Source organism: Ruegeria sp. YKSE079 (assembly GCF_059612845.1).
Map to the genome: position 1 here is coordinate 136,630 of NZ_JBXWRJ010000004.1, position 13,830 is coordinate 150,459.

A 13,830-nucleotide genomic window follows, 5' to 3' on the forward strand; every position below is an offset into this window, starting at 1 on the left:
ATGGGAGATGGGCATGCGAAACTCAAGCCGATCCGAGGTTGATCCTTTTATCGTGATGGACGTGATGGAGGCCGCCCGCAAAGCCGAAGAGGCCGGTCGCCGCATCATCCACATGGAGGTCGGCCAACCCGGGACCGGCGCGCCGAAAGGCGCCATCGAAGCGCTTGGGGCTTCGATGCACGATGAGCCATTGGGTTATACCGTGTCACTGGGAATACCCGCCCTGCGCCAGCGCATCTCACGTCTTTACGGCGACTGGTACAATGTCGATCTGAATCCCGACCGCGTGGTTATCACGCCGGGATCTTCGGGCGGGTTCCTGCTGGCTTTTACGGCGTTGTTCGATACCGGGGATCGCGTGGGCATCGGTGCACCGGGATACCCTTCATACCGTCAGATCCTCAAGGCTCTGGGTTTGGTGCCAGTCGATATTCAGACGGCCGCAGAAAACCGCCTGCAACCTGTACCCGTTGATCTGGCGGGGCTGGAACTGGCCGGGCTGATGGTGGCATCACCCGCAAACCCAACCGGTACTATGCTGGATCGAAATGCGATGGGCGCCCTGATTGATGCGGCCCGGGGGCAGGAGGCTTCGTTCATCAGCGACGAAATTTATCATGGGCTCGAATATGAAGCGAAGGCGGTCACGGCGCTGGAACTGACCGACGAGTGCTATGTGATCAACTCGTTCTCGAAATACTTCTCGATGACGGGCTGGCGGGTCGGCTGGATGGTGGTGCCCGAGGATCAGGTGCGCATTGTGGAACGCATTGCCCAAAACCTGTTCATCTGTGCCCCGCACGCAAGTCAGGTTGCCGCCCTGGCCGCAATGGAATGCGACGACGAATTGCAGGCCAATCTGAGTGTTTATCGCGTAAATCGCGACTTGATGCTGCAGGGCCTGCCCAAAGCCGGGTTCACCAATATCGCGCCGCCGGATGGGGCTTTTTACGTGTATGCGGATGTTTCAGAGCTGACCAACGACAGCCGGGCCTTTGCCGCCGAGATATTAGATAAGGCGGGGGTCGCCGTCACACCCGGCCTAGATTTCGATCCGGTGCGAGGACATACCACATTGCGGTTCTCCTATGCCCGCTCGACAGCGAATATTGAAGAGGGGCTGGAACGACTCAAAACATTCATGCAGTCGCGAACCTGAACAGGTCAAGGCCGTTCACAAATCGATCGGCTTGATATAGGGTCCGCGCGAACGATCTCGGGGATACACTGAGGCAATGAGCAGGATCGCCACTCTTTTTGCGCTCGTCTGGGTGCTGGTTTCCGGTGCGCAGGCACAGGAATTTGGCGGTCTCGCGCGGGTCGTCCCCGAAGACAGTCAAATAACCAGCCTGGGCAACAAGGGCGTGTCGCTTCAATTGGCGCTGAGCCAGGGCGTGCCTTATCGCCTGTTCACGCTTGATGCGCCTCGCCGGCTGGTGCTGGACTTTCAGGAAGTTGATTGGACCGGTTTTAAAGGCGACAGGTTTTCACGCACCGATCGGGTGGGCGCGGTGTTATTCGGCACCTACGTGCCGGGCATGTCCCGCATGGTGGTGGAACTTGCGTCTCCCATGACCGTTGATCGGGCCGAATTGCAGGTCGACCCGGTGAGCGGTGGAGCGGTTCTGGAACTGGCCCTGCTCCCCGCGACCGAACCGGAGTTTGCCAAATCTACCGGTGCGCCACAGGATCGTCGCTGGGATGTCCCACCGCCAGAAAACCTGGACAGACCCGCGCCACGCGGACCGGATGCACCCCTGCGTGTGATGCTGGACCCGGGGCATGGCGGAATCGATCCGGGGGCCGAGACGGAACGCACGAACGAAAAGACCCTGATGCTCACCTTCGCGCGCGAACTGCGCGAATTGCTGATGCGCATGGAGGGGTTCGAGGTGATGTTGACGCGTGAAACCGATCACTTCGTTTCGCTTGAGCGGCGGATCACGCTGGCTCACCAGTTCGGCGCGGATGTGTTCATTTCACTGCATGCGGATGCCCTTGCCGAAGGACGGGCGCATGGAGCGACGGTTTATACCCTGTCGGATGAAGCCTCTGACGTCGCCAGCGCCAAGCTGGCGGAAAGGCATGACAGGGGCGACCTTCTGTCTGGCATCGATCTGAGCGATACCGACGATCAAGTGACCAATGTTCTGTTGCAGCTGGCCCGTCAGGAAACGCAGCCGCGAACCGAGACTTTGGCACGGGTTCTGGCAGACAGCATGGCGCAACAGGGCGGACCAATGAACAACAGGCCGCTGCGCGAGGCGTCGTTTTCGGTGCTCAAGGCCGCAGATATTCCGTCGGTTTTGATCGAACTGGGCTTCTTGTCGAGCCCGCGCGACCTCAAGAACATCTCGAACCCGGCTTGGCGTGCAACGATCGCCAAGGGCATTGTTTCCGGATTGGAGAGCTGGCGACGGACGGATACGGCAAACCGGGCCTTGGTACGCCGTTGACCTCTGGCCAAATCGCGGGTCGTGGCGTAATGCGGCCAAAATGCGCCATGTGTTTTGACCCAGCGACGGCGCGTGACTATATAGGCATCACCGCGGAATAAAGGCATCAACGTGATCCGGTTCGTACTCTCCTTCTTCGGGGCCATTTTCAGCCTCGTAACCCTTGGTATCTTCATGGCCGCCCTGACCATCGGAGGGGTGTTCTGGATGTATGGCCGCGACCTGCCCAGCCACGAGTCGCTGGCGCAGTACAAACCACCGACGATCAGCCGGATTTACTCGGGCGAAGGGCACCTGATCGACGAATTCGCACAGGAACGCCGCCTGTTCACACCCTCCGAAGAGATCCCTGAACTCGTCAAGCAGGCATTCATTTCGGCTGAAGACAAGAATTTCTATGCACATCAGGGTTATGACATTCGCGGCATCGTTGCTGCGGGCGTCGAAGCGGTACGTTCCAAGGGCGAAAACGTGCGGGGTGCATCAACCATTACTCAGCAGGTGATGAAGAACTTTCTGTTGTCCGGCGACAGGCGCGCCGAACGTAAGATCAAGGAAATTATCCTTGCCACCCGCCTCGAAGAGACACTGAACAAAGAGCAGATACTAGAATTGTATCTGAACGAGATTTTCCTCGGCCAAAACTCCTATGGTGTCACGGCCGCAGCTCAGACTTATTTCAACAAGACGTTGCAGGAACTGACACCGCATGAGGCCGCAACGCTGGCATCGATGCCCAAAGCGCCTTCGGACTACCACCCCGTACGCCAAAAGGAGCGATTGCTGGCCCGGCGCAACTATGTGCTGCGAGAAATGCAGGAGAATGGTTTCATCGACAAGGCAACTTACGAGACCGAAGTCGAACAGCCCCTGCGTTCGGTGCAGAATGGCGATTTTGACAGTTTCCGCACCGCTTTGCCGCCGCGCGACTATTTCACCGACGAGATTCGCCGCCAATTGAGCGAGAATTTTGGTGAGGGCGAGTTTTTTACTGGCGGTTTCAGCGTGCGCGCCTCGATCGATGAGGAAATGCAGGTCGAAGCCGCGCGCGCCCTGCGCGAGGCGTTGGAAAAATATGACCGCTCGCGCGGTCGCTGGCGCGGAACTGAGGTAACCCTGACCGAAGAACAGATGACCAGCGAGGATAGCTGGCGTGCCGCGCTGGCTCTGACCGAGGTGCCACGCGATGTGATCCTGCCGACGCAGTGGTTTCCCGCTGTCGTGCTGGAAGTCTCGTCCGAGAAACTGACCGTCGGAATTGAGGGCGGACCCGCGGACGGTACTGTTCCCCGCTCGGACATCAAATGGATGCAAGGGGATTTCGCCAAGAATTTCAAGCGCGGCGACGTGATTCTGGTTCTTCGGGGTGAAGACAGTCAATGGTCGGTGCGCCAGGTCCCCGAAGTGCAGGGCGGCTTTGTGGCGATGGACGTGAACTCGGGCCGTGTTTTGGCGATGCAGGGTGGGTTCAGCTATCAGGATTCCGTGTTCAACCGTGCCACGCAGGCATTGCGACAGCCGGGGTCGAGCTTCAAGCCCTTCGTCTATGCGGCGGCGCTGGACAGTGGATACAGCCCCGCGACCATCGTCGTGGATGCGCCCATCGAAGTGAACACGCCTCAAGGTTTGTGGCGCCCCAAGAATTCGTCGAACAAATTTTATGGGCCAACGCCATTGCGGACGGGGATCGAACAGTCACGTAACCTGATGACCATCCGACTGGCGCAGGAAGTGTCGATGCCGGTGGTGGCGGGCTATGCCGAACGGTTCGGCGTGTACGATCACATGGGGCCTTACCTGGCCAATTCGCTGGGGTCCCAGGAAACCACGCTTTACCAGATGGTGTCGGCCTATGCGATGTTTGCCAATGGCGGCGAGCGGGTACAGCCAACACTGGTCGACCGCATTCAGGACCGGTTCGGCAAGACGATCTATCGCCATGACAAGCGGGATTGTGTGGATTGCAATTCAGACCGGATCGCCCGCGATGCATCGCCCCGGATCGTGACCAACCGCGAACGCGTGATGGACCCGATCACCGCCTATCAGCTGACCTCGATGATGCGGGGTGTTGTCGAACGCGGGACTGCTGCGGGGGCGGTGAACCTGCCGGTTCCCACCGCTGGCAAAACCGGAACGACCAACGATGCCAAGGACGTGTGGTTCATTGGCTTCACCTCAAACATCGTCGCGGGCTGTTATATCGGTTATGACCAGCCGCGCCCGATGGGCCGTGCGGCTTACGGATCGTCGATGTGTGGCCCCGTCTTCCAGAGCTTTATGGAAAAGGCCGTGGCAAAGTTCGGTGGCGGACCGTTCGATGTACCGCCCGGCGGGCATTTCATCAAGATCGACCGTTTCACCGGTGCGCGCCTGCCGGATGATGCAACCGGGCAATATGTCGTGGCCGAGTATTTCCGGGACGGTGTCGACCCGATCTTTGGCCTGACCTTTGACGGCGGTTTCGCGATGGGTTCCGACCTGCCGCTGTTTGAAGAGGTCCAGCAGGCCGGTCAACAGGTGCGAACCTCGACCGGTCAGACCACCACGGTCGGACCCAAGGCGAATTTCGGCACGGTCAGTTCCGGCGGTCTTTACTGACCGCTTGCCCAGAGTTTGGGGCTGGTCTATCAGAACCCCTCAGTTGACCCGAATTTTGCAGGACTCATCATGCGCGCCGAAATACAAAACATCGTGGCGGATATCCAAAAGTCGCTCGAGCTTCTGGCTCAGCGAATGGACTATGAAACCGCGCCGTATCGGCTGGAAGAGTTCAACGCCCGTGTTGAAGATCCCAACCTGTGGGACAACCCCGAGAACGCGCAAAAACTGATGCGTGACCGGCAGGTTCTGGTAGATGCCATCGAAACCTATGAGTCGATCAAGACGGACCTCAACGACAATGTCGAACTGATCGAGTTGGGCGAAATGGAAGAGGATCAGGAAGTTGTCACCGATGCCGAAAACGCGCTGAAGTCGCTCAAGGGGAAGGCAGCGAAAAAAGAACTCGAAGCACTGTTGAACGGCGAGGCCGACGGCAACGACACGTTCCTTGAAATCAACGCCGGCGCAGGCGGCACCGAAAGCTGCGACTGGGCGTCGATGCTGGCACGGATGTATGTCCGCTGGGCCGAAAAAAAGGGGTACGACGTCGAGCTGCAGTCGGAAACACCCGGCGAAGAGGCCGGGATCAAATCCGTTGCCTACAAGATTTCCGGCCATAACGCCTATGGCTGGCTGAAATCGGAAAGCGGTGTGCATCGTCTGGTTCGAATTTCGCCCTTCGATGCGGCTGCCAAGCGGCATACTTCGTTCAGTTCGGTCTGGGTTTATCCGGTGGTCGACGACAATATCGAGATCGAGGTGAACCCGTCGGATATTCGCGTCGACACCTACCGGTCGTCCGGGGCAGGTGGCCAGCACGTCAATACCACCGACTCTGCGGTTCGGATCACTCACATTCCGACGGGGATCGTCGTGACCAGTTCGGAGAAGTCCCAGCACCAGAACCGGGATATCGCCATGAAGGCTCTGAAATCGCGCCTGTACCAGCAGGAGCTTGACCGCCGCAACGCCGAGATCAACGCAGCGCATGAGGCCAAGGGTGACGCAGGCTGGGGCAACCAGATCCGGTCCTACGTTTTGCAACCCTATCAGATGGTCAAGGATCTGCGTACAAATCACGAGACTTCGGACACCAAGGGTGTGCTCGATGGGGATCTTGATGGATTCATGGCGGCAACACTGGCGTTGAATGTATCAGGCAAAAGCCGGTCGGACGCACGGACGAAAGACTGATCCCCAAAAGATACATTCAAACAGTGGGTTTAAAAGAAATCGGACCGCGTCTAGGGTAGGCTCAACCATCAGATGTGAGCGCCTATGGACCTGATCCGATCTTCCGCGACCGAGCTGCTTTCCGCCATTTCCGAAGGCCACCTTTCGGCGGCGGAACTGATGCGTGCAACACTCGACCGGATCGAAACCGTCAACGACAAGGTCAACGCAATTGTCGCGCTGCGCGACAAGGACGAGTTGATGGCCGAGGCCGAGGCGCTGGATGCGGGTCCACGCCGCGGCGCGCTGCACGGGCTGCCGATTGCGGTAAAGGATCTGGTAAATGTGGCCGGTGTGGCGTCGACGCAAGGATCTCCGATCTTCAAGGACCATATCCCGAAATCAGATGACCTAATTGCCGCGCGGATGCGAGCGGCGGGGGCGATCTTGATCGGGAAAACCAATGTGCCTGAATTTGGTTTGGGGTCTCATACCTTCAACCCGGTCTATGGCGCGACCCGCAATCCCTATAATCCGGACTTGTCCTGCGGCGGCTCTTCCGGTGGTGCGGCTGTTGCATTGTCAACAGGGATTGTAGCCCTTGCCGACGGTTCGGATATGATGGGCAGCTTGCGCAACCCGGCTGCGTGGAGCAACGTTTACGGGTTCCGCCCCAGTTGGGGGCGGGTGCCGTCTGAGCCAATTGGAGACACGTTCCTGCATCAGCTTTCCACGCTGGGGCCAATGGCGCGCAGCCCCGAGGATATCGGGTTACTGCTCGACGTGATCTCTGGCCCCGACCCGCGTCAGCCACACCCCTTTGCCAGCGCTCCGGTGTCACCGGTCAGACCAGGTGAAGCGGATGGTCTGCGAATCGGGTGGCTGGGCGACTGGGACGGGGCCTTCCCGATGGATGACGGCATCATGGCGCTTTGCGAAAGCGCACTGGAAGTGTTCCGGGCTATCGGGCGCTCGGTCGAGCCGGTGTCCCCGCCATTCGACGCCGAACAGATCTGGGACAGCTGGATCACCTTGCGCTCGTGGAGCGTCGCGGCAGGTCTCGCCCCGCTGGATGAAAAAAAGGCAATGCTCAAAGACAGCGCCCGCTGGGAAATGGATCGCGGACTGGCGATGACCGCGATGGAGGTGCATCGTGCCAGCACCATCCGGTCGGCGTGGTTCCGGCGCGCAGCCGCACTGTTCGAGGAATATGACGCGCTGGTGTTGCCCTCCGCACAGGTCTGGCCGTTCAATGTCAACCTACCGTATCCCGGTGAGATTGCGGGCCGCGCTATGGACACATACCACCGCTGGATGCAGGTCGTTACTCCGGTCAGCCTTTTGGGCCTGCCCAGTCTGGCCGTTCCGGCAGGGTTCGGAGATTCGGGCCTGCCGATGGGTATTCAGATCTTCGGCCCGCGCGGCAGCGATGCAAGGCTGTTGGGTTTGGGCGCGGCCTATCACGCAAAAACCAAATGGCCGCAAAAACGACCGGCAATGTAAGTCTTGAAATCGCAGGGAGGAGTTCATGCAGAAACCGTTTGGCGTACCGCGTATGAAAACAGCCGATATTGGCACGCTGCGCGTGGCGCTTCGCCGGGGTTGGCGCGATTTCCTGCGCGCGCCAGTCTTTGGCCTGTTGTTTGCGGGCTTCTACGTACTGGCGGGTTGGGCAATGGCGTGGATTACGATCCAGACTGGAACCACGTTCTGGTTGGTACTTGCGGCGATCGGCTTCCCGCTGATCGGCCCGTTTGCAGCGGTGGGGCTTTACGAGGTTTCGCATCGTCTCGATCAGAAAGAACCGCTGGATTACGGGGCGATTTTCGGCATTGTGGTTCAGCAAAGTCGTCGGCAACTGCCGTCGATATGCGCGATCATCGTTGTCGTGTTCCTGTTCTGGTTCTTCCTTGGTCACATGATCTTTGCGCTGTTTCTGGGGCTGTCGACCATGACGAATGTCTCGTCCTCATTCGAAGTGTTCCTGACCCTGAACGGGTTGACGATGCTTGCAGTCGGAACGGCTGTAGGGGCGGTGTTCGCCCTTTTGCTCTACATGATTTCCGTCCTGTCGATCCCGATGCTTCTGGATCGGGAGTTGGATTTCGTGACCGCCATGATCGCCAGCTTTTCTTACGTCAAGAACAACGCGGTTGTGATGCTCGGCTGGGCTGTGTTCGTTGCAGGGGTGACCTTTCTGGCGTTGCTGCCCTGGTTTTTGGGCCTGCTTGTCGTGTTGCCCTGGTTGGGACACGCCAGTTGGCATCTCTATCGCCAGATCGCCACAGCCGATGAAGCGGCGTCCGACCAGGGCGGTGTGGCGGAAACCGCCTGACACAACTGGGCAAATGCGTTGGGCGTGAGCACCGGGTCATTCCGGCGGAGTTTCCCGCCCCATCGCAACCAGACGCGTGCGCAGGCTAGCGGCTTTGGTCAGTCCGGCCTCCAGCGCGAACACATAGGCATGGGTCAGGAAGAACCCACAGGCGGTTTCATCCGTCGCAGAGTCGGCGGCCTCTTCGTACAGATCAACCAGCGCCTGGCGGTCGCCGGCCTCATGGGCGGCAAGAAGCCGTGCATCCAAGCGGTTCATTCTGCCGCCTGGCTGGTGCGGTGGGCCTGCAACCGACCAGCCACCCAGTCATGGAACAGATGCGTCGGGCCATCCATTGCAGGCGAGAACCGGCCACCGTCAAAGCCCGGAGCGCTGCGGCCCTTTTGCATGCTTTCGACCGCCATGATGTCTTCGACAAATACAACGCGCCATTGCTCGGCGTTCTTTTTCCTCAACGACTTCGAGGTGTCCGGGGTGGCATAGAACAGGTGGACCGTCTCCAGTGTCCGGTTGACGGACAAGGGGTTTAGGATGATCGCGAACATATGATCGCGCTGAACGCCGACCATGACATTGGGCAGAAATGTCAGATACTCACCTGCCGTGTCCCATTTGTCAGACAGGCCGGGGAAATCAGGGAATGTACTGCCATCCTCGTCGGTGATCTGGCGATAGACAAGAGTTCCCTGACCAGAAAATTTGCCTTGCTCCTGAATATGATAATGGTCCTCCAGCCGGGAATAGGAATTCAGTCCGGGGTGCACCCAGGGCAAGTGGTAGCTCTCGCAATAATTCTCGACCACGAGTTTCCAGTTGGTCTTCAGGTCCAGCTGCATCGTGCTTTCCGGTCCGCCGTGATAGACCGGCACATCGAATTCCTTCCAGCGTTCCAGCAAATCCGCGAAATATTCTGAAAACGGTGCGGCGTTGCCGGATACGTTGATGAATACGACCTCGTTCCAGATGTGGCTGCGCACCTCGATCAGGCCCAGATCGTTCTTGTCGATATCCTTGTGAGTGTTCTGCCCCGGCCCGCCGACATGAGGGGTTGAAACAAGCTTGCCCTGGGTGGAATAGCACCAGCTGTGATAGGGGCAGCGGATGGCGCCTTCGATCTTGCGCGGCTCTTCGACCAGGATCATGCCCCGGTGGCGGCAGATGTTCTGAAACACCCGCACCTGACCTTCGCGATCGCGCAACAGCAGCAGGGGAATGCCCAGAAACTCCATAGGAACCGCGTCACCGGGTTCCGGCACGTCCGCAGTCACTGCAAGACCTGCCCAACCGTCCAGGAACAACGCGCGGCTTTCTTCGGCATGTACCGCAGGGTCGGTGTAATGCTCATTGGGCAGGCCGCGAGCCTGCTCAATGGGTTGCCGGACATCGGCCAGAGTGGTCATTGATGTGGTCATGCGCGTTCTCCTGAGCTTGCAGGAAGAGGCCACACAAAAACGTCTGCTGCTTGAAGCTTCGCGACTTCTATATTTCCCGAAGCGACATGACCGGTTCAGAGCCGGTCGGATCACAACGCGTGACCCGACGCATGAAGTCAGAGCGCGCCCGCTGAACTTGGCCGCGCGCAGGGTGGCTTCAGTCGCCGCGCAGCAAGGCCGCGACACCGGTCCTTGCGATCTCGGCCAACCCAAGCGGTCGCATCAGATCGGCAAAGGCGTCGATCTTGTCCGGCGCGCCGGTGATCTCGAAGATAAACGAGTTCAGCGTGCTGTCGACCACGTTGGCGCGAAAGATATCCGCCAGCCGCAGCGCCTCGACCCGCTTGTCGCCTTCGCCCACCACCTTGAGCATCGCCAGTTCCCGTTCGACGGACGCGCCTTCGACGGTCAGGTCATGCACGTCCCGGACCGAGACGATGCGCCCCAATTGCGCCTTGATCTGTTCGATCACCTGCGGCGTGCCGGTGGTGACGATGGTGATGCGTGACAGGTGGCCGGTGTGATCCACCTCGGCCACCGTCAGGCTTTCGATGTTATAGCCGCGGCCAGAGAACAACCCGATGACACGGGCCAGAACGCCGGGTTCGTTCTCCACCAGAACCGCGATCGTGTGCTTTTCCTGAACGTCCGAAAAAGTCGGCCGCAGGTTATAGGCGGAATGGCGGGTGGAACCTTGTTTGATATGTAGGGCAGACATTTACGTCCCTTTCTTCACTCAATTCATGCCCGTCCCATATGGGTCGGGAAATTCGCCGAATTCGGTTACACCAGCACCGCACCGCCGGCCTGGATCACACCCTGCGTCTCGGCCTCGCCCAGCAGCATCTCGTTATGCGCCTTGCCCGACGGGATCATTGGGAAGCAGTTCTCGTGCTTTTCCACCAGACAGTCAAAGATAACCGGGCCGTCATAGTTGATCATTTCCATGATCGCATCGTCCAGATCCGCCGGATCGCTGATGCAGATACCCTTGGCGCCAAAGGCCTCGGCCAGCTTGACGAAATCGGGCAGGGATTCGGACCAGCTGTGAGAATAGCGCTCACCATGCAGCAGTTCCTGCCACTGGCGCACCATCCCCAGGCGCTCGTTGTTGAGGATGAACTGTTTCACCGGCAGGCGGTACTGCGCGGCGGTGCCCATCTCCTGCATGTTCATTAACCACGAAGCTTCTCCCGCAACGTTGATCACCAACGCTTCTGGGTGCGCCATCTGCACCCCGATCGAGGCGGGGAAGCCATAGCCCATTGTGCCCAGGCCACCCGACGTCATCCAACGGTTAGGATCCTCAAAGCCCATGAACTGGGCCGCCCACATCTGGTGCTGACCGACCTCGGTACAGACATAACGATCGCGCCCCTTGGTCAGTTCCTCAAGACGTTGAAGCGCATATTGCGGTTTGATCGTTTTTTCGCTGTTGGTGTAGGCAAGGCAATTGACCTTCCGCCACTCGGCAATCTGCGCCTGCCACTGTTTGACAGCGGCGGCGTCTGTCTTGCGGCCGCGGGATTTCCACACTTTCAGGATGTCCTCCAGAACATGAGCCACGTCGCCGACAATCGGGATGTCGACGCGGATCACCTTGTTGATCGAGGAGGGATCGATGTCGACATGGGCCTTTTTCGAATGCGGGCTGAAGGCATCGATGCGTCCGGTAATCCGGTCGTCGAAACGGGCGCCGATATTGATCATTAGATCACAGTCGTGCATGGCCATGTTGGCCTCATAAAGTCCATGCATACCCAGCATACCCAGCCAGTTATCGCCCGACGCCGGATAGGCGCCCAGCCCCATCAGGGTCGAGGTGATCGGGAATCCGGTCGCATCTACCAATTCGCGCAAAAGCTGGCTGGCCGCCTTGCCGGAGTTGATCACGCCTCCGCCGGTATAGAATACCGGCTTCTTCGCCGTTTCCATCGCGGCGACCAGTTCGGTGATCTCTTCAAGATCGCCCTTGAGAACAGGCTGATAGTGTGAGGTCGAAGGTTTAGGCGGCTGGTATTCTCCGCTGGCGAACTGGACGTCCTTGGGGATATCGACCAGAACCGGTCCGGGGCGACCGGCAGTTGCGACGTGGAACGCCTCATGAAGGGTCGCTGCCAGTCTGTCGGTATCCTTCACCAGCCAGTTGTGCTTGGTGCAGGGTCGGGTGATGCCGACGGTATCGGCCTCCTGAAACGCGTCCGATCCGATCATGAAGGTCGGCACCTGGCCGGTCAGAACGATGATCGGAATTGAATCCATCAACGCATCGGTCAGGCCGGTCACCGCATTTGTCGCACCGGGGCCAGAGGTTACAAGCGCGACACCCGGCTTGCCGGTCGATCGGGCATACCCTTCGGCGGCGTGCACCGCGCCCTGTTCGTGTCGCACCAGAATGTGGCGGATGTCGTTTTGCAGGAAAATCTCGTCATAGATCGGCAGGACGGCGCCACCGGGATACCCAAATACCGTGTCCACACCCTGATCCTTCAGGGCCTGAACCACCATTTTTGCTCCGGTCATCTCACGTGTCATCTGCTTTGCTCCATTGGCGACATGCGGTTTGGCATAAAAAAAGCCCCCGAACTTTCGGAGGCGCATGGGTTCGATTATGGTTTTCCGTTACCGGCCCATGCGCTTGGTTCCTACGATTACGACTAGTGTGGTCATCGCCACCGGCTCCTTCTTGCTGGCGGGGACATTATGGTCGGGGGCAAAGGGCGTCAACAGTCAATCTGGCGAAAACCGGATGCTGGGCGCTGTTTTCGCGACATTTTGTTGCGCAGATTGCCGCATGCGGGGAACATCCGCCAACAGCTCTGACAGAAAATTGAGCTGCGCCGCGAAATGAGGTCCAAAACCGTCAAGCCAATGTCCGAAACAGACCTGAACGGTTCCGGTACCGCTGCCACGCTGCAGGGACAGCGTGGAAGAAGGACACAAGTGCAAGGACCGTTCACATGAAGCTTTACGATTTGGTTGATTTGGGCCGCTATCCGATCGACAGGCGAGACTCGCCCGCCTACGCCCGTATGATCAAGGATCTTCGCCGCGAGCTCGGTGAAGATGGTTGTGCCGTTTTGCCCGGCTTTGTTCATGAACAAGGCGTTGAAACCCTTGTTCAGGAAGCCGATGCAGTGGCACCGATGGCGTATCGCTCTTTCAATCGCACCAATGCCTATTTCAGCAAGGACGACCCGGCACTAAGCCCCGGTCATCCGGTAAGGCGTTTCTATGACCGGTCGAACGCCTTTGTTCCGGCAGACAATTTCCCTGCGACAGGACCCTTGCGGCAAATCTACGAATTTCCGGGCTTCATGCCGTTCATTCGCGATGCGTTGAATGAAAGCCAAGATCGGTTTTTCCGTTATGACGATCCTCTGGCGGATGTGATCATCAACGTTGTCGAGGAGGGGCAGGGGTTCCCCTGGCATTTCGATACCAACAACTACACGGTGACGTTGGCAATCCAGAACGGTGAGACCGGCGGCGAGTTCGAGTACGCACCAAACCTGCGCAGCTCGGACGACGAGAATTTCGACGGTGTGGCCAGTGTTCTGGACGGAAACATGACACAGGTACGCAGGCTGGAGCTTCGCCCCGGTGATCTGCAGATATTCAAGGGGCGGTATTCGTTGCATCGGGTGGCGCCGGTCAAGGGTGACAGAAAACGCTATGTCGGCATCTTCTCGTTTGTCGAAACCGAGGGCATGTGCGGCGGCGTCGAACGAACTAGGCAGCTTTATGGTCGGGTTCTTCCGCATCATTTTGAACGCGAAGGGCGTCGTCTGGACAAGCTGCTGGACTAGCATCCCATTGGGCGGTGGCT

11 protein-coding genes are annotated in these 13,830 nt (G+C 58.9%); 7 read left to right on the plus strand and 4 right to left on the minus strand.

The features are described from left to right. Nucleotides 1–13: 13 nt before the first annotated feature. From AC2FMY_RS05270 to AC2FMY_RS05295, 6 genes are all read left to right on the plus strand, one after another. Complete coding sequence (locus AC2FMY_RS05270; protein ID WP_496745565.1) at nt 14–1,159, plus strand: pyridoxal phosphate-dependent aminotransferase; 1,146 nt, start codon at nt 14–16, stop codon at nt 1,157–1,159. Nucleotides 1,160–1,235: 76 nt separating this feature from the next. Further along, nucleotides 1,236–2,456: an N-acetylmuramoyl-L-alanine amidase gene (locus AC2FMY_RS05275; protein ID WP_496745567.1), complete on the plus strand. Its 1,221-nt coding sequence runs from the start codon at nt 1,236–1,238 to the stop codon at nt 2,454–2,456. Nucleotides 2,457–2,567: 111 nt separating this feature from the next. After that, the gene (locus AC2FMY_RS05280) at nt 2,568–5,057 is read left to right on the plus strand and encodes a penicillin-binding protein 1A (RefSeq protein WP_496807082.1); all 2,490 of its coding nucleotides are present in this window, start codon (nt 2,568–2,570) and stop codon (nt 5,055–5,057) included. A gap of 69 nt (nt 5,058–5,126) precedes the next feature. Continuing rightward, a complete protein-coding gene (prfB, locus tag AC2FMY_RS05285; RefSeq protein ID WP_480749696.1) occupies nt 5,127–6,254 on the plus strand; it encodes a peptide chain release factor 2 in 1,128 nt (375 codons plus the stop codon). Between the two features lie 84 nt (nt 6,255–6,338). Then, nucleotides 6,339–7,736: an amidase gene (locus AC2FMY_RS05290; protein WP_496745569.1), complete on the plus strand. Its 1,398-nt coding sequence runs from the start codon at nt 6,339–6,341 to the stop codon at nt 7,734–7,736. 25 nt (nt 7,737–7,761) lie between these two features. Continuing rightward, a complete protein-coding gene (locus AC2FMY_RS05295) occupies nt 7,762–8,568 on the plus strand; it encodes a DUF2189 domain-containing protein (RefSeq protein WP_496745571.1) in 807 nt (268 codons plus the stop codon). A gap of 36 nt (nt 8,569–8,604) precedes the next feature. Here AC2FMY_RS05295 and AC2FMY_RS05300 read toward each other — a convergent pair whose 3' ends face one another. From AC2FMY_RS05300 to AC2FMY_RS05315, 4 genes are all read right to left on the minus strand, one after another. Next, on the minus strand, nt 8,605–8,826 hold the full coding sequence (locus AC2FMY_RS05300) for a hypothetical protein (RefSeq protein ID WP_480749699.1): 222 nt from the start codon (nt 8,824–8,826) through the stop codon (nt 8,605–8,607). Further along, a complete protein-coding gene (locus tag AC2FMY_RS05305) occupies nt 8,823–9,980 on the minus strand; it encodes an aromatic ring-hydroxylating oxygenase subunit alpha (RefSeq protein WP_496745573.1) in 1,158 nt (385 codons plus the stop codon). The genes AC2FMY_RS05300 and AC2FMY_RS05305 overlap by 4 nt, the downstream gene beginning before the upstream one ends. A gap of 178 nt (nt 9,981–10,158) precedes the next feature. Further along, nucleotides 10,159–10,719, minus strand: coding sequence for an acetolactate synthase small subunit (gene ilvN, locus AC2FMY_RS05310; RefSeq protein ID WP_480749702.1), 561 nt, complete (start codon nt 10,717–10,719; stop codon nt 10,159–10,161). Between the two features lie 65 nt (nt 10,720–10,784). Then, nucleotides 10,785–12,536 (minus strand): acetolactate synthase 3 large subunit, encoded by a 1,752-nt coding sequence (locus tag AC2FMY_RS05315; RefSeq protein ID WP_480749703.1) that lies wholly within the window; start codon nt 12,534–12,536, stop codon nt 10,785–10,787. 425 nt (nt 12,537–12,961) lie between these two features. On the opposite strand from AC2FMY_RS05315, the gene AC2FMY_RS05320 reads away from it, so the two are divergent. Continuing rightward, nucleotides 12,962–13,810, plus strand: a complete 849-nt coding sequence (locus tag AC2FMY_RS05320) for a HalD/BesD family halogenase (protein WP_496807083.1) — start codon at nt 12,962–12,964, stop codon at nt 13,808–13,810. Nucleotides 13,811–13,830: the final 20 nt, after the last annotated feature.